Source organism: Hyphomicrobium sp., from assembly GCF_019744875.1.
Classification (GTDB): domain Bacteria; phylum Pseudomonadota; class Alphaproteobacteria; order Rhizobiales; family Hyphomicrobiaceae; genus Hyphomicrobium_C.
On sequence record NZ_JAIETU010000003.1, the window covers coordinates 17,215 to 42,154 of the forward strand.

The 24,940-nt window shown below is 64.8% G+C and carries 19 protein-coding genes; 12 read left to right on the top strand and 7 right to left on the bottom strand.

Annotated features, from left to right (window positions below):
- Window positions 1-210: 210 nt before the first annotated feature.
- Complete coding sequence (coaD, locus tag K2Y42_RS06915; protein WP_291150322.1) at window positions 211-720, bottom strand: pantetheine-phosphate adenylyltransferase; 510 nt, start codon at window positions 718-720, stop codon at window positions 211-213.
- A gap of 118 nt (window positions 721-838) precedes the next feature.
- Here coaD and K2Y42_RS06920 point away from each other — a divergent pair, with 118 nt between their 5' ends.
- Together K2Y42_RS06920 and K2Y42_RS06925 are read left to right on the top strand one after the other, a co-directional pair.
- On the top strand, window positions 839-1,135 hold the full coding sequence (locus K2Y42_RS06920) for a hypothetical protein (protein ID WP_291150325.1): 297 nt from the start codon (window positions 839-841) through the stop codon (window positions 1,133-1,135).
- Between the two features lie 44 nt (window positions 1,136-1,179).
- Window positions 1,180-1,458, top strand: a complete 279-nt coding sequence (locus tag K2Y42_RS06925) for a hypothetical protein (protein WP_291150327.1) — start codon at window positions 1,180-1,182, stop codon at window positions 1,456-1,458.
- Window positions 1,459-1,474: 16 nt separating this feature from the next.
- On the opposite strand, the gene K2Y42_RS06930 is transcribed toward K2Y42_RS06925, so the two are convergent.
- The 3 genes from K2Y42_RS06930 to gyrA all read right to left on the bottom strand — a co-directional run bounded on the left by K2Y42_RS06930 (window position 1,475) and on the right by gyrA (window position 7,556).
- Window positions 1,475-4,063 (bottom strand): HWE histidine kinase domain-containing protein, encoded by a 2,589-nt coding sequence (locus K2Y42_RS06930; RefSeq protein WP_366512358.1) that lies wholly within the window; start codon window positions 4,061-4,063, stop codon window positions 1,475-1,477.
- A 10-nt stretch (window positions 4,064-4,073) separates the two neighbouring features.
- Window positions 4,074-4,655 (bottom strand): biliverdin-producing heme oxygenase, encoded by a 582-nt coding sequence (locus K2Y42_RS06935; protein WP_291150333.1) that lies wholly within the window; start codon window positions 4,653-4,655, stop codon window positions 4,074-4,076.
- A gap of 117 nt (window positions 4,656-4,772) precedes the next feature.
- A complete protein-coding gene (gyrA, locus tag K2Y42_RS06940; RefSeq protein ID WP_291150335.1) occupies window positions 4,773-7,556 on the bottom strand; it encodes a DNA gyrase subunit A in 2,784 nt (927 codons plus the stop codon).
- Between the two features lie 294 nt (window positions 7,557-7,850).
- Here gyrA and K2Y42_RS06945 point away from each other — a divergent pair, with 294 nt between their 5' ends.
- Together K2Y42_RS06945 and K2Y42_RS06950 are read left to right on the top strand one after the other, a co-directional pair.
- Entirely contained in the window at window positions 7,851-8,504 is a 654-nt protein-coding gene (locus K2Y42_RS06945) for a PRC-barrel domain-containing protein (protein ID WP_291150338.1), read from the top strand.
- A 140-nt stretch (window positions 8,505-8,644) separates the two neighbouring features.
- Window positions 8,645-9,577, top strand: coding sequence for a cation transporter (locus K2Y42_RS06950; RefSeq protein WP_291150340.1), 933 nt, complete (start codon window positions 8,645-8,647; stop codon window positions 9,575-9,577).
- A 570-nt stretch (window positions 9,578-10,147) separates the two neighbouring features.
- On the opposite strand, the gene K2Y42_RS06955 is transcribed toward K2Y42_RS06950, so the two are convergent.
- The gene (locus K2Y42_RS06955) at window positions 10,148-10,678 is read right to left on the bottom strand and encodes a single-stranded DNA-binding protein (RefSeq protein WP_291150343.1); all 531 of its coding nucleotides are present in this window, start codon (window positions 10,676-10,678) and stop codon (window positions 10,148-10,150) included.
- A 435-nt stretch (window positions 10,679-11,113) separates the two neighbouring features.
- Entirely contained in the window at window positions 11,114-13,168 is a 2,055-nt protein-coding gene (locus K2Y42_RS06960) for a pentapeptide repeat-containing protein (protein WP_291150346.1), read from the bottom strand.
- Window positions 13,169-13,500: 332 nt separating this feature from the next.
- Between K2Y42_RS06960 and K2Y42_RS06965 the strand changes: the two genes are divergently transcribed.
- Both K2Y42_RS06965 and K2Y42_RS06970 read left to right on the top strand, forming a co-directional pair.
- Entirely contained in the window at window positions 13,501-13,860 is a 360-nt protein-coding gene (locus K2Y42_RS06965) for a YkgJ family cysteine cluster protein (protein ID WP_291150350.1), read from the top strand.
- 175 nt (window positions 13,861-14,035) lie between these two features.
- Window positions 14,036-14,614 (top strand): hypothetical protein, encoded by a 579-nt coding sequence (locus tag K2Y42_RS06970; RefSeq protein ID WP_291150352.1) that lies wholly within the window; start codon window positions 14,036-14,038, stop codon window positions 14,612-14,614.
- A 78-nt stretch (window positions 14,615-14,692) separates the two neighbouring features.
- On the opposite strand, the gene K2Y42_RS06975 is transcribed toward K2Y42_RS06970, so the two are convergent.
- Window positions 14,693-15,304: a hypothetical protein gene (locus K2Y42_RS06975; protein WP_291150354.1), complete on the bottom strand. Its 612-nt coding sequence runs from the start codon at window positions 15,302-15,304 to the stop codon at window positions 14,693-14,695.
- A gap of 300 nt (window positions 15,305-15,604) precedes the next feature.
- Between K2Y42_RS06975 and K2Y42_RS06980 the strand changes: the two genes are divergently transcribed.
- The 6 genes from K2Y42_RS06980 (at window position 15,605) to uvrA (ending at window position 24,811) form a co-directional block, all read left to right on the top strand.
- Window positions 15,605-16,147: a c-type cytochrome, methanol metabolism-related gene (locus tag K2Y42_RS06980; RefSeq protein ID WP_291150356.1), complete on the top strand. Its 543-nt coding sequence runs from the start codon at window positions 15,605-15,607 to the stop codon at window positions 16,145-16,147.
- A 238-nt stretch (window positions 16,148-16,385) separates the two neighbouring features.
- The gene (locus K2Y42_RS06985) at window positions 16,386-16,691 is read left to right on the top strand and encodes a hypothetical protein (RefSeq protein ID WP_291150358.1); all 306 of its coding nucleotides are present in this window, start codon (window positions 16,386-16,388) and stop codon (window positions 16,689-16,691) included.
- Window positions 16,692-17,464: 773 nt separating this feature from the next.
- Entirely contained in the window at window positions 17,465-18,118 is a 654-nt protein-coding gene (locus K2Y42_RS06990; RefSeq protein ID WP_291150360.1) for a DUF47 family protein, read from the top strand.
- Entirely contained in the window at window positions 18,119-19,114 is a 996-nt protein-coding gene (locus K2Y42_RS06995; RefSeq protein ID WP_291150363.1) for an inorganic phosphate transporter, read from the top strand. It abuts the gene before it with no gap.
- A 112-nt stretch (window positions 19,115-19,226) separates the two neighbouring features.
- Window positions 19,227-21,629 carry an AI-2E family transporter gene (locus K2Y42_RS07000; RefSeq protein WP_291150366.1) on the top strand — a complete coding sequence of 801 codons (2,403 nt, stop codon included), beginning with the start codon at window positions 19,227-19,229 and terminating at the stop codon, window positions 21,627-21,629.
- Window positions 21,630-21,862: 233 nt separating this feature from the next.
- A complete protein-coding gene (gene uvrA / locus K2Y42_RS07005; protein WP_291151424.1) occupies window positions 21,863-24,811 on the top strand; it encodes an excinuclease ABC subunit UvrA in 2,949 nt (982 codons plus the stop codon).
- Window positions 24,812-24,940 lie beyond the last annotated feature (129 nt).

Consider the following 24,940-nt stretch of genomic DNA (forward strand, 5'->3'; position numbering starts at 1 on the left):
GCAGAAGGCCATCATCAACGAGGCCAGTAACCCGATCGATCGCATGAGCGCTCCCGTCCCTGTGTCATGACGGCTTCGCGCGCTGCGCGAGCCATCGTTTTTTCTCTTATGGCCCCGTTGCCCGAGACGGGCAACCAGACCCGTGTTGCCCGAAACGGGCAACCAGACCCGGCCGCAACAGTCACCCAAGACCGGACGCTAGACCGGCCTCTAAACCGGACTGGCCCGCTTGGCCTTGTTCGCGAGCCGCAACGCAACGCCCTTCGAGACGAACGGCGTCACATCTCCGCCCATCACAGCGATCTGCCGCACGAGATTGGCGGCGATATGCCGGACTTCAGGCGACGCCGCCACAAACACGGTCTGCACAGACGGGATCATCTGCCCGTTCATGTTCGCCATCTGCATTTCGTAGTCGAAATCGGTGCCATCGCGCAGGCCGCGGAAGATCACGCTCGCACCAGCCCTTTGCGCGGCCGACACAGCAAGGTCGGCGAACGTGACGATCTCGATTGGAATGCCGGACGACGTCGCAATCGCGCGCGTCTCGCCCTCGAGCATCTCGACGCGTTCGTCGTTGTCGAACAGCGGTGCCTTGGACGGGTGAATGCCGATGCCGATCACGAGCCGGTCGACGAGACGGCTCGCCCGCTCGATGATGTCGGTGTGCCCGTGCGTGACGGGATCGAACGAGCCTGAGTAGAATCCGGTTCTGGTCATGCCCCACTCTAGCCGGGCGCACCCGGCAAATTCAACAATCCGCCATCCCCAACTTGATTGGCGAAGAGCGCGTCTCGCGCCATAGTGGCTCATGCAACGGTCGATTGGGGAGAACGAGATGGTTGCGCGTAACACTTTGATGACATTTGCAGTTCCCGCGCTCGCAAGCGCCGCGCTGCTCGCCGCGGCCATGACCGCCCCCGCCGCTGCCGCGCCAGGCGCCTGCGTCACCAAGCACGGCTCGGCGACCGGCATCACCCGCGATTTCGCCGAGTACGAGGCGTTCCTCATCATCCGTCAGGTCACGGGAAACTGGCCGTTCCAAACGGACGCCATTTCGAAGCCGGTCTACAAGTGCGCGAGCGACGGCGCGCTATGGACCTGCCGCGCCTCTGCCAAGGTCTGCAAAAGCTGACCTGGGCTGACCAAACGAAACGAACACCCAAACGGAGAACGCCCTTGTCGCCACGCCTGACTGCCCCGTCCGCGCTCTTGGCTGTTGCTGCTTTCGCGCTGAGCGCCGGGCTGTCTCAGGTCGACGCGAAAGATATCGCGTGCGGCCCGGACGAGGTCTCGGTCCCCGACGACCGCGCCGAGGGCGGCAACCTGTGCATCTCAAAAGCCGAATGGGAAAAAGCCAAGAAAATCTGCAGCGCCAACGCGCCCGCCGGAGAAGAGGTCGATCCCACAGGATGCCTCTGCCAGGACGGCGACGCGGTCGGAGCCTGCGGCGACTAACTCGGCGCGAGCGCCGTCAAACTGTTTGGGAGCCGCTCGTCGTGTTCGCCTGACCGGCAGGCGCGTCGGCCTCGGCGGCGGCCATGTTGGCGGAGGCAGAGACAGCCAGCCCCAGCTTCTCGGCAAGCACATTTGCCATGTAGGGCTTGTGCGCCACGGGCACGATCCGCAGGCGATCGGGAATTAGAAAACTGTCGCCGTAGCCCGTCGCAAACACGAAGGGGATCTTGCGCCGCAATAGCTCGTCGGCAACGGCGAACGAGTTGTCCATTCCGATATGCACGTCGAGCACCGCCGCGTCGGGCAATGCCCCACGCGCCAGAACCGCCATCGCCTCCGCCGTGGTCGCAACCGTTTTCGCCACCGCTCCATACTCGGCAAGCATGGACTCGACGTCGATGGCGATGACGAGCTGGTCCTCGAGCACCAGCACGTTCAATCCTGCGATGCCGCCACTCGCTGCCGGCTCAGCGCGCGCGGGCGCCGCAACCACGCGGCGCTGCGGCGTAACCCGCGTGACGAACCTGCCCGGAATGACGAACCGCGCGGAAACACCGGCCGTGTGAAACGTGAGCTCGCTTTCGCCCCCGAGGTCGAACGGCACGCTGCGGTCCACCAGCACCATGCCGAAGCCGCTGCGTTTCGGCTTTTCGACCCGCGGCCCGCCCTCCTCAGTCCAGAAGACCTCGCACCCCCTGTCGGGCCGGATCGACCAGCGCACCGTGAGACGCCCGTTCTGCGTCGACAGCGCACCGTACTTCGCCGCATTGGTCGCCAGCTCATGAAACACCAGCGCCATGACGGAGTACGCACGCGACTCGAGCGCGACATCCGGCCCATCGAGCTCCACCGCAGCCGAACGCCCCGAATAAGGTCCAAGCTCCGCTCTGAGCAGATCCTTCAACTGCCCGCCGCAGTCGCTGCGGATGACCTGATCGTGCGCAAAGGCCAGCGCCGCAATGCGGCCCTTGAGCGAGCTGACGTACGCTTCGATATCCCGCCCTTCCTCCACCGGCTGCGAGACGAGCGACTTGATAAGCGCCAGGATGTTTTTGACGCGATGGTTCAATTCCTCGTTGAGCATCTTGTGGCGCAGGTCCGCCTTGCGCCGCTCCTCCGCCAGAAGCTCCGTCCGGCGCATCACGACCTCGAACAGAGCCGTGCGCACGGCCTCCGCGCTTTCGTTATCCGGCGTCGACCACGGGCGCGATTTGCGCTCCACCGTCTCCTTCCAGATGGCGAAGCTCTGGCGCGGCGTGAGGCGATCGCCGTGCGGGCCGGTTTGGTAGACTTTCTCGGGATTTCCCGCCCAGGCGACAGTCTCCACCAGCTCCTTGCGGAAGAACATGAGGTAGTCGCGCGGCGCGTGCGAAATTGGTACGGCCAGCACGCCCGACACATCCGCCTTGTAGGCGGCCGCGCCCGGCACATGCGCGGACAGCTCAGACGTCGACCAGACTTTTCCCTCGCTGACGGTGCCGATGTAGGCCGTGAGCTTTTCAATCTCGCTTGCGGGCGGGGTGGACCCAAACGGCGTCCACGTTTCGTCGATCCACAAGCCGGCCCCGTCTGAGGCGATGAGGCTCGAACAGAGGGCGACGCGGCTCCTGAGAAACTGGGTGATGTCCTCGTGGTGGATGACCTCGCGCAGCAGATCGTCGAGCGCACGGCGGGTCTCGATCGCCACCTCGAGCTTCGACTTCTGGATCAGAGCCTCGAGATGGAGCGAGAAAAAATCGCCGAACATTTCCGCCGCGATCCGATCCGCCATCGCCAGCGCCCGTGGCGTATAATGATGGCACGCGATCAGCCCCCACAGCTCGCCGCCGACGACGATCGAAATCGACATCGATGCCGCGACCCCCATGTTGCGGAGGTATTCGCAATGAATCGGAGAAACGCTCCGCAGGTGCGCGAAGCTCAGATCGAGCGGCGCGCCCGCTTCGTCGTCTTCCGGCTGGATCAACACCCGCGCCCCGCTCGCGTCCCCGATCACGCGAATGGTGTTTCTGATGTAAAGCTCGCGCGCCTGCTGAGGGATGTCACTTGCGGGAAAGTGCTGCCCGAGAAAGCTCTCGAGATCCGTGCGCTTGCTTTCGGCAATGACCTGCCCGGAGCCGTCTGCCGCGAACTGATAGACCATGACCCGGTCGTAAGAGAGCAGCGCGCGGATCAGCCTCGATGTCTGCTTGACGACATCGTCGACCGTCTGCAACGGCCTGAGGCGGTTGATGAGCGTCCGCACGAGTTCGAGCGGCTTGCCCGGCCGCCCCGCGGGCACCGGTTCGAGTTCGACGATCGAGTGACCCTTCCACCGGTGCACGGCCACGTCGAACGCGCGTCCTGCGTCGTTCGCCAGCCCCATGATCAAGGCCGGGCGCGCGCCTTCGGGCGTGGCGGCTAGCGCGTTTCTGAGATCGTGCGCCCCGCGATTGCCGAACACCTCTTCAAACTTGTGGTCGACCAGTTCGCCGCACCCGAGCATGTCCGAGGCGTTCGCGGAATGGCGGCGGATGCTCCGGAACTCGGCATCGAGCGCCAACAGGCAGCCATGCGGCTGGATGCTGCCGGGAATATGGATCGGCTCCCGATCGCAGTTCGTCAAATTTACCGCATCAGACCGCATCATCATTCGCTTTGAGAAAGGAGAGCTTTGCTGCTTCGAACGCCGCGTTGGCCGCCGACACGGCGGCTGGCATTTCGATCCCGTCGGCCGCTTCCAGTAACGCTTGAAACCCGCGCCAGGTTTCCAACCCGGCCGACTGCCGGGCGAGATGACGCGCGCCGAACGTCGCCGTCAGCCCGAGTTTCTTGGCTTCGCTGTAGAGGAGTCGGGCGCCGAGGGACGAACCTTCGAGCACGTAAAGCACGCCGAACGCCCCGCTCAGGTCCGAAACCGCAGCTCGCACGGGCTCAGATGGCCGCGCCGCAGCGAGCGGAGCAGCACCCATGTCGTCCAGGTCGTCGTTGAGGCTTTGCGCGATGAACGTCGGCCGCCAGTCTCCCGACAGTGCCGGCCAGTCGAGGCCGGAAAGTGCCGCTTCGTACGGAGCCCGGAAAGCGTGCATGCCGCGCAGGTAGCGGACGTAGGACGCACGCGAACGCAAAGCTCCGACCACGGCCTCGAGCTCGGCGTGCCGCGTCGCGGTGGTCGAGCGCAAGGCGCTGCGTCGCGAGGAATGTCCCGTGAGCGTCATGGGCCACAGAGCTACACCCGCCCGCCCAAGGCGCGCAAGGGTCCACGGCCCCGCGCGGCGGGGCCAGAAAGGGCGCACACGTTGGATAGCCGGATCGAGCCCCCGCGGACGGCGGCCTCAGCCGCCGTTGTCGGCCTCGCCCTCACCCTCTTCCGGCTCGGAGCCGTCGTCCGGAATGCGCTCCACGGACACGACCCGCTCCTCGGCCTCGGTCTTGAAGATCCGCACGCCCTGCGTGTTGCGACCCGCAATGCGCACATCGTTAACCGGGCAGCGAATGAGCTGGCCGCCGTCGGTGACGAGCATGATCTGATCCGAGTCGTCGATCGCAAACGACGCCACGAGGCTGCCGTTGCGCTCGTTCACGACCATCGCGACGATGCCTTTGCCGCCGCGCCCGCTCGTCCGGTACTCGTACGACGAACTGCGCTTGCCGAAGCCCTTTTCGGAAACCGTGAGCACGAACTGCTCGCGCGCCGAAAGCTCGGCGTAACGCTCGGGCGTCAGCTCGGCCGCGCCACCCTCTTCGCCGGTCTCGTCCGCTTCCACCTCGATCTCGGCAACGGCATCCGCGTCCTCGCCGGTTTCGCTGCGGCGGATCTGCGCTGCCTGCTTCATGTAGGCCGTGCGTTCCGCAGGCGAAGCCTCCGCATGCGCGAGAATGGCCATCGAGATCACCTCGTCGCCCGCATCCAGCCGGATGCCGCGCACGCCGGATGAATCGCGCCCCTTGAAGAGCCGCACTTCATCCTTGATGAGGAAGCGGATGCAGCGCCCCTGCGCCGTCGTCAGCAGAATGTCGTCCTCGGGCGAGGCAATCGCCACCGAGACGATGCGGTCGCTCTCGCCGCCCTCCTCCGACGCGTCGAACTTCATCGCAATCTTGCCGTTGCGATTGATGCTCTCGAAATCGGTCAGCGCGTTGCGGCGCACGCCGCCGCTTTTGGTGGCGAAAATCAGCTCCAGATTGGCCCAGGTCGACGTGTCCTCCGGCAGCGGCAGGATCGACGTGATGACCTCGCCCTGCGCCAGCGGCAGCAGGTTGATCAGCGCCTTGCCCGATGCCTGGGGTGTTGACGCCGGCAGGCGCCACACCTTCATGCGGTAGCACATGCCGCGCGACGAGAAGAACAGCACCGGCGTGTGCGTGGACGTGATGAAGATCTGCGTGACGAAATCCTCGTCGCGCGTCGACATGCCGGAGCGCCCTTTGCCGCCGCGCCGCTGGGCGCGATAAGTCGAGAGCGGCACGCGCTTGATGTAGCCCTTGTGCGAAACCGTGACGACCACGTCCTCGCGCTGGATCAAGTCCTCGTCTTCGAGCTCGCCTTCGAGATCGACGATCTCGGTTTTGCGCGGCGTCGCGAACTCGTCCCGGATCGCCGACAGCTCGCCCTTGACGATGTCAACGATGCGCAGGCGCGACGACAGGATGGCCAGATAGTCTTTGATCTCTTCGGCGATCTTTTTGAGTTCATCGCCGATTTCGTCGCGGCCCAGCGCAGTGAGCCGTGCGAGCCGAAGCTCGAGAATGGCCTTGGCCTGTTCCTCGGAGAGCCTGTAAGTGCCGTCGGACGCCAGCTTGTGGCGCGGGTCGGCAATCAGCTCGATCAGCGGCGCCATGTCCTTGGCGGGCCAGTCGCGATCCATCAACTGCGCCTTGGCCTCGGCCGGCGACGGCGAGGTACGGATCAGGCGAATGACTTCATCGATGTTGGCGACCGCGATCGCGAGACCGACCAACACGTGCGCCCGGTCGCGCGCCTTCGTGAGCAGATGGCGCGTGCGCCGCGTCACCACCACCTGGCGGAACGTCGTGAACGCCTCGATGAAATCGCGCAGGTTGAGCTGCTCGGGCTTGCCGCCGTTGATGGCCAGCATGTTGGCGCCGAACGTCGTCTGCAGGTCCGAATAGCGCCAGAGCTGGTTGAGCACCACGTCCGCGATGGCGTCACGCTTGAGCTCGATGACGATCCGCATGCCTTCGCGGTTCGTCTCGTCCCAGATGTCGGAGATGCCCTCGACGCGCTTTTCACGCACGAGATCGGCGATCTTCTCGATCAGCGTCTTCTTGTTCACCTGATAGGGAATGGCCGTCACGACGAGCGCTTCGCGGTCCTTGCGGATCTCCTCCACCTCGACCTTGGCGCGCATGATGATCGAGCCGCGGCCCTTGTGGTAGGCCGCCAGCGCCCCCTGCCGGCCGAGAATGAGCCCGCCGGTTGGGAAGTCGGGTCCCTGGATGATCTGGGTCAGATCCTCGACCGTCGCGTCCGGCTTCTCGAGCATCAGCATGCAGGCGTCGATGACTTCGCCGAGATTGTGCGGCGGGATGTTCGTCGCCATGCCGACGGCGATGCCGCCGGCTCCGTTCACGAGCAGGTTCGGAAACTTCGCCGGCAGCACGCTCGGCTCTTCCAGTCGGTCGTCGTAGTTCGGCTTGAAGTCGACCGTGTCCTTGTCGAGATCGTCGAGCAGATACTGCGCGACCTTGGCGAGGCGCGCTTCCGTGTAGCGCTCGGCCGCGGGCGGATCGCCGTCCACCGAGCCGAAGTTGCCCTGCCCGTCGATCAGCGGCACGCGCATGGAGAAATCCTGCGCCAGGCGCACGAGCGCGTCGTAGATCGCAAGGTTTCCGTGCGGATGGAAATCGCCCATCGTGTCGCCCACCACCTTGGACGACTTCATGTGCTTCTTGTTCCAGTCGAGGCCGAGGCGCTGCATCGCATAGAGGATGCGGCGGTGCACGGGCTTCAAGCCGTCGCGCACGTCGGGCAGCGCGCGCGAGATGATCACGCTCATCGCGTACTCGAGGTACGAGCGCTTCATCTCGTCTTGGATGAGAATCGGGCGGATGTCGCTCGGCCCCGAGGCGCCGGGCCGGTCAGTGGGTGCGTTCAAGGCGGATGTCCTGAAAAGCCTGCGACGGCGCGACGGCGTCCAATCTGCGAGGCGCGCTTAGTGGTCGACCCCAGTTTAGCCGGACCCGCCCCCCAACCGCAATGCGCCGCAACCCGCTCACGGCCTACGTGCCTGTGTTTTCGGCACCTTTCACCGGGAATATGCCTGTGCACGGCGTATCGTCTGCCGCGAACCGGCCAAAAAGTCGCGCTTCGGTGCTGGAACGCGCGTGAGGGATTCGCGGTATCTCCTCCGCGTCAACGCGTTTTCTTCACCACCAGGGATAGGGACCCCATGAAACATTTCTCGCTTCTCGCCGCCGGCCTGCTTGCGGCGGCCCCTCTCGCGGCCGTGCCCGTGCGGGCAGACACTACGTTCGTCCCGGCGCAGACCGACAGCGAGTACCTCGCCAAGGACCATCTGATCGGCGCGAAAGTGCACGGCGCGGAAGGCACCATCGTCGCCGACGTCGAGGACCTCATCGTCAATGACCAGAACCAGGTCGTCGGCGTCGTGATGGGCACGGGCGGCTATTTCGGCTGGGCCGAGAAGAAGGTCGGCGTCAGCCTCGACTCGCTCAAGTTCGAAGAAAAGGACGGGACGCTGTTCGTGTCGCTGCCCGACCTGACCAAGGCCACCATCGAGTCCGCGCCTGAGTTCAAGCGCAAGAAGCCGGCCAAGTCGCTGTTCGACCGCGCCAAGGAGAAGGTCAACGAGTTCTCCGACAAGTCCAAGCCGCAGATCGACGACGCCAAGAAGAAGGCCGAGGAAGCCCTCGATGCCGCCAAGCGCGCCGCGGCGCCCGCACTCGAGAAGGCAAAGGAAGCCGTCTCCGGCGCCATCGACTCGGCCAAGGAAGCCGTCGGCGCAACGCCGCCTGCTGATGCGCCTCCTGCAAACGCGACGCCGCCCGCAGAGCCGGCACCGCCCGCGGCACCCGCGCCGTAATTTTACGCGCATCCTTTGCGACGAAAGCCCCGTCTCTCTCCGCGAGAGGCGGGGCTTTTTTATCATCCATCCTTTCGGCGCCGGTGAATCTCCCTTAAACACGAAGGACGCGATTCAATAACCGGCAGGAGCGCACCGCATTGGCTGGAGCTAGCACGGCGAACGTCGTGATGATGGCGATGACACTCAACGTCGCGCTGACATTCGCCTTGTTTGCAGCCTCCGCGTGGTCGGGCTCCTCGGCCCTGCTCGCCACCGCGATCCAATCGCTGATCGGCGCGTCCAGCCAGGCGATGGTGCTTTACGGCGTGACGCGCCCCGCGCCTCACGCGGCTAAATCCGCACACGGAGTGGACCACACCGCCCCGTCGCAATCCATCACTGCGCCGTCCAGCGAAGTCGCCTTCTGGAGCTACGGCGTCGCGGTGCTGCTGTTCTCCCTCGGCGCCGGCATCGCCATCTACGACGGCGTGGCCAAGCTCGCCGATCCTCTGCCGAACAAGTACCTCCACATCGCTTATGCGGTGCTCGCAACTGCGTTCGTCGCCCTTGCGCTCGCCGCCCGGATGGCGCTGAAGCAGCTCACGCCGGCAGAACCACGCGTCGTGCCAGCCGGCGCGCAAGAACCAGCGACGCGTGCGGCGCAGGAGCCGGCGGCGAGCACGGTCGCCATCGAGAGCCTCGCCGGCCTGCTCGGCGTCGTGATCGCAGGCGCCGGCATCGCCATTGCGGATTGGCTTTCGGTGCCGGTCGCCGACGGCTACGCGGCGATTGCGATCGGCCTGCTGCTGGGTGTCGTCGCGGCGTTCATGTCGCTTGAGATCCGCAACCTGCTGATCGCCGCCGCGCACGCAAGCGACCCCACCGGAACGGTCTCCGATGGTGCAACGACATTTTTCATCGAGGAAGAAACGACGGGTGACCCGTCACGCATCGCGGCTGCAGCCGCACGAAACGCAACCGCCGCTCGCCCCGCGCCTCCCGCGCCCAGCGCCGCGCCGCCTGAGCCCGCCAGCGCGATGAGCCGCCCCATGAGCCGCAAAGAGCGCAAGCGCCACAAGGGCAAGCACTGAGGCTTACACCCGCCGACGTGACCCTTCACCCGCGCGACGCACTCACCCACGCAACGCCGCACACACTCCCCATCTCTCATCCTAGGCCTTGTGCCTAGGACCCATCGGTCCGCGCAGGAAAGCGTTAGCGACGTGAAGCGACGCCATCACCGACCCGCATCGCTTCACTCCTGAAGCCTGGATCCTAGGCACAAGGCCTAGGATGACAAGAGAAGCGATCATCTCGTGTGCGGCACACCGCTTGGCGCTAGAGGCCAAGCGCATACGTGTCTGGACCCCGACGTCCGTCGGGCAACGTCATGTAGTCGGGCAACGTCATGTAGTGGAGGTGGTGACGAAAGGTTGGATGAGCTGTCATCCTAGGCCCGAGGTTGGGCGTGCGGGCACCCATCAACGGCCGTCATCCCGGCGGAGGCCGGGATCCAGACACGACTGTCATCCTAGGCCGTGTGCCTAGGATCCATTCCGACGCTTGGGAAAGCAGAGGGCTGCCTGCGCAACAACCCAAATGCGTAAGGGCCAGCGCAACGGCTGATCCTCACCTGCGGCTGCCCGTTGCCGGCTGCCTACCTAGAACGGAATCTCGTCGTCGAACGGCTTGTCCATGCCGCCGCCGCCCTTCGAGCCGCCGCCACCGCTGCGCGGCGCACGCTTCGTCTCGCCGCCGCCGAAACCGCCGCCGCCACCACCGCCGAAGTCGCCCCCGCCGTAGTCGGACTGGCCTTCCTGCATGCCGCCGCCCGAACCCTGGCGCCCATCGAGCATCGTCAGCGTTCCGTTGAAGCCCTGCAGCACGACTTCGGTTGAGTACCGGTCGTTGCCCTGCTGGTCCTGCCACTTGCGGGTCTGAAGCTGTCCTTCGATGTAGAGCTTCGCGCCCTTCTTCACGTACTGCTCGACCACCTTGCAGAGGTTCTCGTTGAAGATCACGACCGAGTGCCACTCGGTCTTTTCCTTGCGCTCGCCGCTGTTGCGGTCTTTCCAGGTCTCGCTGGTCGCGATGCGCAGGTTGGCGATCGGACGCCCGTCCTGCGTGCGGCGGATCTCGGGATCCTTGCCCAGATTTCCGACCAGGATCACCTTGTTGACCGAACCGGCCATGTCGCGTCTCCTTGTTGTGCGTTGCCAAGGGCCGTGGGGCACTCTTAGCGCGTGGGGTAGTGGCTAACGTGGCAGTCGCAGGCGCGCCCTGAGATCGACCTGACGGATCGACTTGAGGCATCAACGGATCGCGTCACGCAGCAAAACGGACGTGCGACCCGAGACGGGGACTCAAGACGTGTGACTCAACGACCAGCGACTCAAGTTGCAGCACCCTACCCGCATCGTTGGCAGGCCGGGCAGCCGGTGCCGCGCTTATCCAAGCCTTTTTCAATTTCCCGCGCGCGGGCGCGTGGTTTAAGCCGCCGAAGTTCGCATGTTCTATGCGCTATCTTTCGCAAGCCAAAACGGCGAAGCGGCGGCAAAGTTCCTGTTACGTTCTAGCTTATTTGAACGCCAGCCGCAACCGGCCAGCTCAGCACCGGGACACCCCGCCTACCCGCCCCGCACCGCGTCGGCCGAGGCAGAGAGATCCTTCATCACCTTCGGCAGCACGGTCTTCGACGCCGGGCACGCATCCTCCTTGAGCCGGTCGAAGACCGTCACGAGGTCGCCGCGGAACTCCTGCCGCTGCGCGCGCCGCGCCACGCCAGTCGCGACCGCCCCATTGCTCCAGCGCGGCCGGCACTGAAGGCGCACCAGAAACTCGGTGACGCGCGGCCCGTACTGCTCGGGTGCCGTGAACGTCCCAGCGCTCGCCAGCCCCTGCCACACGACGGCATCCGGCGACGAGGCCCACGACGCCGCCTCGCTCACCGCCATCAGCGGCTGCATGAGCTCGCTCACGCGCGCCTTCACGCGCCGGCTCTGGATGCGGTCGAGGCCTGTCTTGAGGTCGGCCGCGGCTGCGTCGGTGATTGCCTCCACCTTGAGGCCGGTCAGGTCGGCCACGCCCTCGGGATCGGCCCGCGGCGGCACCGTCATCCAGACGTTCGCTTCCCGGAGATCCGATCCTGCGATGCTGGCCCCGACGAGATCCGCCCCGCGCAGCGACGCACGAAACAGCACCGCGCCGTCGAGCTTGGCGTCCCTGAGATTGGCCGCGTTGAGGTGCGCATAGGCGAGCACGGCCCCCGTGAGATCGGCGCTGGAGAACACCGCCCCCGTCAAGTCCGCGCCCGTTAGGTCGGCGCCCTGCAGGTTGGCGATCAGGAAGTTCGCGCCCTGCGCCTGCACGCCGCCCGTCATATCGGCCTTGTCGAGCCGGGCCGACGAGAAATTGGCCCCCTGCAGCACGGCATAGGGCAACGACACATTGTCGAGCTTGGCGTCGATGAACCTGGCCCCGCGCAGATCCGCGCCCGTCATGGTCGCGCCATCAAGGCGCGCACGCGTGAAATCGGCCCGCCGCGCGGTCGTGCACTTGGCAGCCGTCCGGTCATCCGTCACCACGAGCGCCGTCGGATCCGCGCATTGCAGCCAGCTGCCGCGCAGGTCGGCTCCCACCAGCGAGGCCCCGCGCAGGTCGCTTCCGGTCAGATCCACCTGATGCAGGTCGGATCGGTCGAGCTTGGCGAAGCGGAGATCGCGATCCCGCAGCGACAGGCTGGGCTCTCCCGGCGCCTGATCCCGGTCGACGACGAGATCCGTATCGACCACCACGAGGTTGCGCTTGAACATCCCGAACAGCGAGCCCTCGGAACCGAACGTCAGAAAGGGAATGGTGTAGCCCGCAACGTAGCGCGGCGCCTGCCCGGCCTCGTCTTCGTTGTTGAAGCCGAGCACCTGCTGCGTGAAACGGTCCAGCCGCTCACCGGGAACGGTAGCGACGAAGAACGACACCACCCACGTGAACAGCAGCAAAACAACCGTGGCGACGAAACTCAGCGGATGCGAGGACGTCGTGCGCATGAAGGCCTGCGAGAACGAGGTCTCCGCCCGCATCATGAACACGCCGATCGAGATCAGCATCGCGATATCGACCAACAACGCGATGCGGTGCGTCCACGTGATGGCCGCGTCGTGATACGGCAGGAACACGACCTGGATGTAGAGCAGCAGAAGCACCGGCAGCACGGCCAGCGTCAGCCACGTCATGCCGTGCAGGAACGCGCCCATCACGCGGCTGCGATGGGGGCCCGCGATCGCTTGCACGAAGAAGAAGTTGTTGAGTTCGAGCCGCAGCGGATGCGTGCGCTTGTCCGTCGCCTCGAGCATCCGGATCGCGTAGTCGAACTCAAGCGTCTCGCGCGCCAAGAGCGCGAGCTGCGACACGAGCCCCAGGTGCATCAGCACGAGCACGATCGGCGCGAACTGGAAAAACTGGGCGAGCTGGATGTTGACCTGCAGGATCGGCAGCGAGACCGGCGTCTCGAGCAGCAGATCCTTGTGCGTCACGCCCGCGACGGCGATCACGAGATAGGCGAGGATGGCGAGGAAGATCAGCCAGCCCGTATGCGCCGTATCGCTCGAGTGGTTCACGGCCTCGAGCAGGCTGTACGGGTTGACGGGCGTTTCCCCATCGGGCGCGCCGCGAGCCAAATCCGTCATTCCGGGAGCCCTCGATACTGTACGGGTACTGACATGGCGGGCATTAAAGGAGAAAGTGTGTCCCGAGGCCAAGCCGTGCCTGGAAGGCGTGCGCCACTTTTGGGCGGCACAGTGGCCCTATGGCCGCAAACACCGTCCTGTAACGTCGCGCGCGGGATCGGCGAGAGCTTTAACATTGCCGACCGCGCGAAGGGAAGTTAACTGAATGCGCGAGTGCCTTGTGACGACGGCGGCCGCCGCAGTCAAAAAGGCCCGCGAAGATGCGGCGCAGGCGTGCCCGACGGCGCCAGCCTCGGATTGGGATCGGTCACTTCAACACGGATAGAACGCTCGTGTACGATTGCCGTAAGTGCCCCGGTTACTGCTGCTCCTACCCCCTCATCGCGCTCGACAAGCGCGACGTCGAGCGCCTCGCCAAGCACCACAACATGAAATTCGAGGAAGCCCGGCGCGCCTTCACGCGCGAAGCGCATGGCCGCAAGTACGCGATGAAGCGCAAGAAGGACCGCCATTTCGGCGCCATCTGCCGCTTCTTCGACACCCAGAAGCGCTGCTGCACCATCTACACCGCCCGCCCCTCCGTGTGCCGGTCGTTCCCGGGCAAGGGCCGGTGCGGCTACTACGACTTCCTGAGCTTCGAGCGCCGCTCACAGGAAGACCCCACATGGGTTGCAGTCACCACCAATAGGTGATCGAACAAAAATAAGCAGATTCAGTAAGTTGCGCAAAACAGCGAACTACTGTTAATAGCTAATTTAAGTAATTTATTAATCATGCGGCATTTAAGATGTCGCATGAGCTGCGTCATGTTATGCGGCACCCACGCGAGCGCCGACTCGAACGCGATCGAATGGACAGGAGATCACCATGACCTTCATGACACGCGCCGTGACTGCTTTCGCCGTTCTCACGACTGCGGCGATCCCTGTCGGCGCCCTCACCGTCAAGAACACGTCCTCGAACGCGGTCAGCATCGCCGTCGACAACGGCGCCAGCGAAGGCGTCTATCAGATCCCGGCCGGCGGCTCGGTCGACGCCAAGGAAGATTGCGCCTCCGATTGCGCCGTCACCGGCCCGTGGGGCTTTTCGCGCCTCGTGGCGCAGAACGCCACCATCGAAACGGACGGCACGTCCCTCGTGACGGCCGGCGCCGCGCCGTCTGCGGCCGCACCTGCCGCAGCATCGCAAAGCCTCGTTCCCCAGAACCCGGTCGAAGAGGCGCCCGCGCCCGTCGCAACCGCACCCGCTGACAAGGCTCCCGCATCGACCGCACCCGCGGCAACTGCACCTGCAGCAACCGCAGCCGCACCGGCTGAAGCAGCCCCGGCCGCAGCGCCCCAGAAACCGCGCCGCGCCGCCAAGCCCCGCAAGCAGGCCAAAGCCGCCCCCAAGGGCCCCGGCTCCGGCAGCTTTGAAATGCTGTTCCAAGGCCCCGGCAAAAAGTAGCGCGGCTTAGCACCAAACAAAAAAAGCCGCGGATCGGGCCCCGATCCGCGGCTTTCATTTTGCGCGCAGCACTGCCGATCAGCCGGCCGCGTTGCACTTCGTTTCGCAGGGCACCTGCTCGCGCTTGTCGACGGAACCGCGCACCGGCGACACCACCTCGCGGTAGCACTGGCTGCCTTCCTTCACGACGCGCACCAGCTGCGACTTGCTGATGAGCGACTGGCAGACGACCTCCATGCCCTGCGCGAGTTGCACGCTGCGCGGACCGGACGTTTCGGCGCGCGCGCCGCCGATGATCAGATCGAGAATACCCGAGGGCGGCGCCTCACCGGGCTTCTGCAGTTGATTGTAGGCGATCCACTCGTAGGTCGCCTTGCCGTCGTCGGTCGAAATCTTGAGCGAGATATCGCGCGTCGACGGGCACGCCCCCGCATCGAGCTTTGTGCCCTGCGATGTCGAAAGCGCCTTGTAATCGATCTTGCAATCGATGTTGCGCTCCCAGATCTCATACTGGGCCAGCCGATGCGACACCTGCGTGAACGGCACCTTGTACTGCCAGGCATGGTAGGCCGTGATCGCGGTCGGCACCGCACCCACGATCGTCACCACCAGGGCCATGGTCTTGAGGATCGGGACGAAGCGCTGCACCGGCCCCAAATGCGGTTCGTCTGAAATGCCACGATCGGTCATGGGTGTCGTTCCCTCGAATATCGCTGTCTCGAACATCGTTGTCTCGGCCATTGGCGCGCCGGTCCCGTCCCATTAAGCGAGAGCTTGGGCCGCGTTATGGCGCACCACGTCTGAATGGCGCTTGAGCGGAGAGTTCATGAGCCGTTCAGAAGCATACGGACGTGCGCGTGACGTTAGCGCCGGGACGGCCCAATGGCCACCGACTTTACTTATAGGTAAAGGCCCTTCCCTCCCCTGGGGCCCGGCATATGTCTCCTTGCAACGAGACCCGCACCGAGCCAAGCAGGATGGAGACCGAAAATGTCGAAGCCGCACCGTGCCATGCTTTTCGCGTTTGCCGCGTGCGCCGCAGCCGTGACTGCAGCCGCCTCCTCCCACGCCGCGACCGATCCCAACCCTGTCGGCAGCCCGAAAGTCGCCTCGAGCCAGGACGGGAAATACTTCGATGCCGCCGGCAACCCAACCTACAACATCTCGCCCAGCGGCAAGGTCGACTGGTACACCTTCTCCGGCTACCGCCGCTTCAACGGCACGTGCGAAACATGCCACGGCTTCGACGGATCCGGATCGAGCTTCGCGCCCGATCTCACCCAGTCGCTCAAGACCATCGGCTACGACGAATTCCAGAAAATCGTCATCAACGGCAAGCAATCCGTGAACACGGCGGAGAGCCTCGTCATGCCGTCCTTCGGCGATAATAAAAACGTGATGTGCTACCTCGACGACATCTACGTCTACCTCCGCGCGCGTGCGGACGGCGCGCTCGGCGGAGGCCGTCCGGCCTCCAACGAGGCCAAGCCCAAAACCGCCATTGCGAACGAAAACGACTGCATGGGGCCGTAAAATCGCACGTCGAGCACCCGCGAACGCCGCATACGTCGTATCAATCCCCTAAGGCGCCCGATGGCAATAAACCTGCTCATATCGGGCCTCGATCGTCGATTGCAACCCGCGCATGTCGCGTAATCACTGCCCCCTCCGGGACCAACCGAAATAGCCAGCCGGGAGCCGTCTCCTAGATTTGCATCAATCGCAGACACCAACGTCATGCGAGACACAACGCAGCTCAGGAGAGGATCCCATGACCATCATCAAAGCCTCGATGTTCGCGCTTGCAGCCACGCTGTTTGCAGCCCCCGCACTCGCCCTCACGGTCGAAAATCAGGACAAGGCCGAGCTCAAGGTGGGCATCGACGAAGGCGACAAGGAACACGTCGAAACCATCGCCGCCGGAAAAACCGGAGACTTGTCCGCCAAGTGCAAGGACGGCTGCGGCCTCACCGGTCCGTGGGGCTTCTCGTGGATGGCGGCACCAGGAGAAAAGCTCGTGTTCAAGGACGCGAAACTGAACGGCGCAACCGTGACGGAAGGCTCCATCACGCAGTAATCGCGCTCATCGCCCGCTTCACCGGGCACGCCCGGGCGTCTTCCCCCCAAGGCGTCCGGGCATTTCGCGTCAATCGAGAGATGAGGAATGCGACCCTTGCGGGTCCCGCACGACATGGCGGCGATCGCATGAGGCCGTTGCAACAGCCGCGCAGCCAGCAGAACAGCAGGCCAAAAAAGTTGAGCCCCGTCGCGCATTTCGCCGAGCGGGGCTCTCTTTGTCTTCGATAACCTACCCAGCTAAACCGGGCTCATAAGGCAAGGCTCTGGCACACCGGCCCAGATCTTGACCGGCCATCCGCCCTCGCATGAAGATTTTCAATTGTGCGTTTGAAAGCGCTCGAATTTGAGAAGCCTGAGCTGCAGCAGCTCCCGCTATTCAAGCGTGGACCTCGCGTCAGCGCGGGGTCCAGCAAGACTACCCGGTGGAGTCATTCTCCCTCCATTCGCTGTTGATCCGAGACCACGGTCAGCGGCGGATCTCTCGGATCCCGACCGCCAGGCGCGCGATCTAATCGATGACAACCGTCCTCACAACCGGGGGGTGCTGTGGGCCGGGCGGAAGCGGATGCTTGAGCCAACGACGCCAGCGACGACCGTCACTTAAGAGAGTCTGCCTTCCAGGTGTCTCTGTCAAGGTCGAACGCAGCGAATAACTCCAAACAGCACCAGACACTGGCCTCACAGCGCGCAACCACGCCTCTTGCAAAGCGCGGACGCTGGCCGTATCCCCCAGCGCATCTGACTTGCCGACGACTTCCCATAGGATCTCCCGTGAAAACCAAACTAGGCGCGTTGGCAAACCTGTTCGGGCCGTCCAACAACGACCAGTTTGCCGGTCTTCTCCGGCAGCTCTCCGAAACGGTCGTTCAATGCTCGAGCCATTTCGTCGAGACGCAGGGTCGCGACCTCCAGGGCATCGTCGATTTCGAACACAAGGCCGACGCCCTCGTCGATGCGATCCACGAATTGCTCGATAACTCCTTCATCATGCGCTTCGATATTCCGGACTCGATGACACTCACCGACGAACTCGACAACGTCATCGATGGAATGCGCAAGGTCGCCATCCACCTCGATGTCTACCGCTTGCATCTCGGCGAGCTCCGGCCCGAAGCGCTGGAATTGATGCGCATCGGCGATGGCATGGCGTCCATGCTGCACGCTCTCATCCGCATGCTGGGGGAGCCGAAGCTCAAGCTCGCCAAGGTCCGCGAGCTTGCAACGTCCGTTGACGACGCCGAAGCGGAGGCCGACCGGATCGTCTCCAATGTCGAGCGCAGCCTCGTGGAGGAATACAGCCGGCCCGGCGCCAACGCGATCGGCTTCATCGCATGGCATCAGCTGTTTCATCTGCTCGAAGAGATGACCGACGACGCCAATCATGTTGCCCGGCATATCCTGTCGCTCGCCCGCAAGGAGGCGTAAGTGGACAGCTTGTCGGCGGGCGTCGTCATCGCTCTCCTTGCCGTGCTCGTGGCCGAGTTCGTGAATGGCTGGACCGACGCGCCAAACGCCATTGCAACGGTCGTTTCGACCGGCGTGATGACACCGCGCGCGGCGATCCTCATGGCCGTTGTGCTGAACACGCTGGGCGCCATGTCGGGCACCGCAGTCGCGACGACCGTCGGCCAGGGCATTGTTGCGTCGTCCGCCCTCACGATCCCAGCCATTACCGCAACGATGATTGCCATCATTTGCTGGGGCACGATGGCCGCCAAGCTCGGCATCCCGGTCAGCAAGTCGCATGCCCTCCTGGCCGGGCTCGCGGGCGCCGGTTTCGCCGGCGGCGGCCTGGACGCGCTCCAGTGGCACGGGTGGCAGAAGGTCGGCATCGGCATGGTGCTGTCTCTCGGCATCGGCTTTGCTGGCGCATTCCTGCTGGCGCGGCTCGTCATCCGCGTCGCTGCCGCCGCCTCTCCCGGCCGGGCCAAACGCAGGTTCGATCACTTGCAGATGGCCTCGGCGGCCTTCATGGCGTTCAATCACGGCCTAAACGACGGCCAGAAATTCATGGGCGTTTTCGCCCTCACGTTGCTTGCGGGCGGCGTCACGACGGAATTCACGATTCCGTGGTGGGTGATCCTCGTCTGCGCCCTCACCATGGGTCTCGGCACCAGCGCCGGCGGCTGGCGGATCATCGAAACGGTCGGCTCGAAAATGACACGCCTGACGTCGTGGCAGGGCTTTGCGGCGACGGCCGCAGCCTCCAGCACGATTTTCGGGGCCTCCCTCTACGGCGTCCCGCTCTCCACGACCCACACCATCACGAGCGCCATCATCGGCGTCGGGGCCGGCAAGCGGGTGTCCGACATCCGGTGGGGTGTACTGCGCAAGATCGTCATCGCCTGGGTGCTGACCTTTCCGTCCTGCGCCGTCATCGCCTATTTCGCAGCTCTCATCGCCAATCGCCTCTGGGCCTGATCTGGCCTGAGTGGCAGCGCAGATATTTCGCCAGGACAATCAGCGGTCCCGGCGGCATAGGAACGCAAACCGCTCGTCGAGCGTTCTACCGGCCAACAGCCGGACTAAGTCCATGTCTCCAATCTCCTCGCAGATCCCCGACCCGCCTGCGAATTTCCAAAAGCTCGACGCACAGCCCGTCGACGCCGTGCGCATGGCCGCGACGCTGGTGTCAGCCGCCGTCGTCATCGCCGCGCTATACTATGGCCAGGACGTTCTGATCCCGCTGGCATGCGCATTTCTGATCAGCTTCGCACTCAATCGACCGGTCTCTTGGCTCAGCCGCCGTGGCGTGCCGCGCATCGCATCCGTCATTGTCGTCATGGCCATGATCGTCGCCCTCCTCGCCAGCCTCGTCGGCGTGCTCGGCTCCCAGCTCCGCTCCTTGAGCCAAGAGCTACCGACGTATCAGTGGACGATCCGCTCCAAGCTCTCCGAGCTACGCGCGCAGTTAAAGGCGCCCGGCATTTTTGAAGGCGCTCTCGAAACGGTCGAGACGGTGCAAAAGGAAGTCAAAGCGGAAGAGCGACCCTCGAAGGCTGGGGAAGACGCTCAGCCGCCGCCCCCCCAGCGCGTTGAAATCGTACCGAGCCCAAGAGACCCGTTCGAAACGGCGATGGCCTGGCTCGAACGATCCGTGGAGCCGCTGGCGAAACTGGGCATCGTCTTCGTTTTCGTCTTTCTCGCGCTGCTCGACCGGAGCGACCTGCGCGACCGCTTGCTGCGCATGCTGGGCGGAAACCTGCATCGATCGACCGACGCCATCGAGGAAGCCGGCAAACGCATCAGCAAGTACCTCCTGATGCAGCTCGTCGTGAACGTCACGTACGGCGTGCCCATGGCGCTCGGGTTGTACCTGATCGGCGTGCCCGGCGCGCTGCTGTGGGGCACCGTCGCTGCCGTCATGCGGTTCGTGCCCTACGTCGGCCCAATGCTCGCGGCGATCTTCCCGATCAGCCTCGCCTTCGCCGTCGATCCCGGCTGGAACATGGTGCTCTGGACGATTGCGCTGATCGTCACGCTGGAGGTCATCAGCAACAACATCGTCGAGCCGATGCTCTACGGCACGAGCACGGGCCTCTCGGCCATGTCGCTGATCGCATCAGCCACATTCTGGACCGCGCTGTGGGGACCCATCGGTCTCATTCTCGCAACCCCGCTGACCGTCTGCCTGCTCGTCATCGGCCGGAACATTCCCCAGCTCCAGTTTCTCGATACGATGCTGGGCTCCGTTCCGGCCCTCGACCTGCCAACCCGGATCTACCAGCGCCTGCTCGCCGACGACGCCGAGGAAGCCATCGACATCGCAACGACCGAGATCGACGCGACGTCGCCGCGCGAATTCTACAACGACGTCGCCGTCGCGACGCTGCGTCTCGCCAGCGACGACCATCTGCGCCACGCCACCGCTGAGCATCGCCTGCGCGTCGCCAACGGAATGGACGCGCTGCTCGATGATTTGCGGGAGCAGTATCCGTCCGAAATTCCGGAAGGCGCAAAGCCGTCCGTCGTGTGTATCGGCGGCAAGTGGGAGGTCGATACGATCGCGTCGGAGATGCTGTGCCACGCTCTCGCGCTCGACGGTATCGCCGCCGTCTACCGCCCGGCCACAACGATCAGCGCTGCCCACATCGCCAAGCTCGATCTCGAAGGCGCCGACATCGTCTGCGTCAGCTACTTCACGTCCACCCCGGCGCTCTCAGCGCGCCACTTCTGCCGCCGCCTGCGCCGCCGCTGGCCCAAGTTGCGCATCGTCCTCGCCCTCTGGAACGCGTCGCCTGAACTTCTCGTCAGCGGCGCGCACGAGACCCTCGGCGCCGATGTCGTCGTCACCTCCATCGAGGAGGCGACCCGCCGGATTCACCGTCTCGTCGATCCCCACGAGGCCGAAGAGGCGCAGAAAGCAATCGTGCCCGACAACGACGACGAGCGCGTCACGGCCCTGCGCGCAACAGGCGTTCTGACCGGCGGCTCCCGCGAGGACCTCGACGCGGCAGCCATGCGAGCGGCCGACGTGTTCCACGCGGGCTTTGCCGTCATCACGGCAATCGACAAGGATCAGGAATTCATCGTCGGGCAAAGCAAGCACCTGGCCGGCGCCCTCACCAAGGACGGCACCGACATGATCGTGATCCCGCGCGCGGACGCTGTCTGCGACCACGTCGTCGCGACCGGCGAACCTCTCGTCGTCGAGGACACGGAGCGCGATCCCCGCTTCGCCGAAAATCCGACCATCAAGTTGTGGAACGCGCGCTTCTATGCCGGGGCGCCCCTCCGCTCGGCCGAAGGGATGGTGCTGGGCGCGATGTGCATCCTCGGCACCGAGCCCCGCACGCTCGATGACCGCGAGCTGGAAATCCTGGCATCGCTGGCCGACGACGTTGCCGCGATCATTACGGGCGATGAGGCCGTCGCGGGGCCGTCGAAGGTGCTGGCCGCCAGCAGCGCCACCCTCGGCCAGCCCGTCCCGGATTAGCCCGCCACCCCGCGCATCGTCAGCCCAAAGATTGAGAAGTGGATCGACCGGCGCATCGAGCCGTGTATCGACCCGCGGATCGGCCGACACATCCCTTTATTTTCCGGGGCATCCACCCGATATTTCGGCCGCGCCACCGGGTTGCATTGCCGTCCCTCGGGCCGCACGCTAGGTAAGGGCTCATGAGCAAATCTCCGAAGAAATCCGCCACCGCCCGCCCGGCTTCCGAGCTGATGAAGACCATCCACGTCCGGGGCGCCCGCGAGCACAATCTCAAGAACGTCGATCTCGAAATCCCGCGCGACGCGCTTGTCGTGTTCACGGGCCTGTCGGGCTCCGGCAAATCGTCGCTCGCGTTCGACACCATCTACGCCGAGGGCCAGCGCCGCTACGTCGAGAGCCTGTCGGCCTATGCGCGCCAGTTCCTCGAGATGATGCAGAAGCCGGACGTCGATCACATCGACGGCCTGTCGCCCGCGATCTCGATCGAGCAGAAGACAACGAGCAAGAACCCGCGCTCGACCGTCGGCACCGTCACCGAGATCTACGACTACCTGCGCCTCCTGTTCGCGCGCGTCGGCGTGCCCTACTCGCCCGCCACCGGCCTCCCCATCGAAAGCCAGACCGTCTCGCAGATGGTTGACCGCGTGATGGACATCCCGGGCGGCACCCGCCTGTTCCTGCTGGCTCCCATCGCGCGCGGCCGCAAGGGCGAGTTCAAGAAGGAGCTCGCCGAGCTGATGAAGAAGGGCTTCCAGCGCGCCAAGATCGACGGCACGGTCTACGAAATCCCCGACGCCCCCAAGCTCGACAAGAAGTTCAAGCACGACATCGACGTCGTGGTGGACCGCATCGTCCTGCCGAAAGCAGGTGAGGACAAAGCCCGCGCCGACATCAAGAAGCGCCTCGCCGACAGCTTCGAAACCGCGCTTGGCCTGGGTGACGGCATCGCCATCGCCGAATTCGCCGACAAGCCGCTCCCGAAGGCCGACACCGAAGGCGCCAACAAGAGCAAGAACGAAACGCACGAGCGCGTCACGTTCTCGGCCCGCTTCGCCTGCCCCGTGTCCGGCTTCACCATCGAGGAAATCGAGCCGCGCCTGTTCTCGTTCAACGCCCCGGCCGGCGCCTGCCCCGAGTGCGACGGCCTCGGCACCGAGCTTCAGTTCGAGCCCGACCTCGTCGTGCCCGACGTGGAGCTCTCCCTGAAGGACGGCGCCATCTATCCGTGGTCGCGCACCGGCAACACCTCGCCCTACTACGAGCAGACGCTCGAAGCCCTCGCCAAGCACTACAAGGTGTCGATGACGATGCCGTGGGAGCGCCTGCCCAAGCACGTACAGCTCGCCATCCTCTACGGCACCGGCGAGGAAGAGGTGGAGTTCACCTACGAGGACGGCCACCGCAAATACAAAACGGCCAAGACCTTCGAAGGCGTCATCGGAAACATCGAGCGCCGCTGGCGCGAAACGGACTCCGAGTGGGTGCGCGAGGAGCTGTCGCGCTACCAGGGCGCGCACAAATGCGAAGCCTGCAACGGCTATCGCCTGAAACCGCAGGCGCTCGCCGTCAAGGTCGGCGGCCGCCACATCGGCGAGGTCGGCGACCTCTCGATCAAGTCCGCCAACCAGTGGTTCGCCGAGGTCCCGAAAACCTTCACCAAGCAGCAGACCGAGATCGCGACCCGCATCCTCAAGGAAATCCGCGAACGCCTCGCCTTCCTGAACGACGTCGGCCTCGAATACCTGACGCTCTCCCGCGCCGCCGGCACGCTCTCCGGCGGTGAATCGCAGCGCATCCGGCTGGCGTCGCAAATCGGCTCCGGCCTGACCGGTGTGCTCTACGTGCTGGACGAGCCCTCCATCGGCCTCCACCAGCGCGACAACGACCGCCTGCTCGCCACGCTCCGCCACCTGCGCGACCTCGGCAACACCGTCATCGTCGTCGAGCACGACGAGGACGCCATCCTGACCGCCGACTACGTGGTCGACATCGGCCCCGGCGCCGGCATCCACGGCGGCAAGGTGATCGCGCAAGGCTCGCCCGACGACATCATGGCCGACCCGGAGAGCATCACCGGCCAGTATCTCTCGGGCGCGCGCCAGATCCCGCTGCCGAAACAGCGCCGCCCCTACGACAAGTCGCGCACGCTCAAGGTCACGGGCGCACGCGGCAACAACCTGCACAACCTCACGGCCGAGATCCCGCTCGGCCTCCTCACATGCGTCACCGGCGTCTCCGGCGGCGGCAAGTCCACGCTGCTGATCGACACCGTCTTCAAGGCCGTCGCCCGCAAGCTCAACAACGCGCGCGAGCACCCCGCCCCGTTCGACAAGCTCGAAGGCCTCGAACACCTCGACAAGGTGATCGACATCGACCAGTCGCCCATCGGCCGCACACCGCGCTCGAACCCGGCCACCTACACCGGCGCCTTCACGCCCATCCGCGACTGGTTCTCAGGCCTGCCGGAAAGCAAGGCGCGCGGCTACGGACCAGGGCGTTTCTCGTTCAACGTCAAGGGCGGCCGCTGCGAGGCCTGCCAGGGCGACGGCGTGCTCAAGATCGAGATGCACTTCCTGCCCGACGTCTACGTCACCTGCGACCAATGCAAGGGCAAGCGCTACAACCGCGAAACGCTCGAAGTCACCTTCCGCGACAAATCCATCGCCGACGTGCTCGACATGACGGTCGAGGAAGGCGCGGAGTTCTTCCGCGCCGTCCCGCCCATACGCGACAAGCTCGAAACGCTGGCCCGCGTCGGCCTCGGCTACATCCACATCGGCCAGCAGGCGACCACCCTCTCGGGCGGCGAGGCGCAGCGCATCAAGCTGTCAAAGGAACTGAGCCGCCGCGCAACAGGACGAACCCTCTACATCCTTGACGAGCCGACGACAGGCCTGCATTTCCACGACGTCGCGAAACTCTTGGAGGTGCTGCACGAACTGGCCGACGCCGGCAACACCGTTGTCGTCATCGAGCACAACCTCGAGGTCATCAAGACGGCCGACTGGGTCATCGACCTAGGCCCCGAGGGTGGCGACGGCGGCGGGCATATCGTGGCAGCCGGCACGCCCGAACACATCGCGAGCGTCAAGGAAAGCTACACCGGGCGCTACCTGAAGGATTTGCTGGTGCGTCGAAACAAAGGGAGCGGGACCGGAAAGAAAGCGGCGGCGGAGTAAGCAGCAGCTTTTCCATAGGGGAAGGCCAGAAGATCCTGCTCGAAGAACTCGGTCGTCCCGCGGTTTCCCCAGCTAAAAACTTGAACATTCAGATAACAGATTGCCAGCCGGCGCCACGCACGGCAACTT

Coding starts and splice junctions, on each gene's coding strand:
- coaD (WP_291150322.1), bottom strand. CDS start 720: ATGACCAGAACCGGATTCTACTCAGGCTCGTTCGATCCCGTCACGCAC.
- K2Y42_RS06920 (WP_291150325.1), top strand. CDS start 839: ATGGTTGCGCGTAACACTTTGATGACATTTGCAGTTCCCGCGCTCGCA.
- K2Y42_RS06935 (WP_291150333.1), bottom strand. CDS start 4,655: ATGACGCTCACGGGACATTCCTCGCGACGCAGCGCCTTGCGCTCGACC.
- K2Y42_RS06945 (WP_291150338.1), top strand. CDS start 7,851: ATGAAACATTTCTCGCTTCTCGCCGCCGGCCTGCTTGCGGCGGCCCCT.
- K2Y42_RS06955 (WP_291150343.1), bottom strand. CDS start 10,678: ATGGCCGGTTCGGTCAACAAGGTGATCCTGGTCGGAAATCTGGGCAAG.
- K2Y42_RS06960 (WP_291150346.1), bottom strand. CDS start 13,168: ATGACGGATTTGGCTCGCGGCGCGCCCGATGGGGAAACGCCCGTCAAC.
- K2Y42_RS06970 (WP_291150352.1), top strand. CDS start 14,036: ATGACCTTCATGACACGCGCCGTGACTGCTTTCGCCGTTCTCACGACT.
- K2Y42_RS06975 (WP_291150354.1), bottom strand. CDS start 15,304: ATGACCGATCGTGGCATTTCAGACGAACCGCATTTGGGGCCGGTGCAG.
- K2Y42_RS06980 (WP_291150356.1), top strand. CDS start 15,605: ATGTCGAAGCCGCACCGTGCCATGCTTTTCGCGTTTGCCGCGTGCGCC.
- K2Y42_RS06985 (WP_291150358.1), top strand. CDS start 16,386: ATGACCATCATCAAAGCCTCGATGTTCGCGCTTGCAGCCACGCTGTTT.
- K2Y42_RS07000 (WP_291150366.1), top strand. CDS start 19,227: ATGTCTCCAATCTCCTCGCAGATCCCCGACCCGCCTGCGAATTTCCAA.
- uvrA (WP_291151424.1), top strand. CDS start 21,863: ATGAAGACCATCCACGTCCGGGGCGCCCGCGAGCACAATCTCAAGAAC.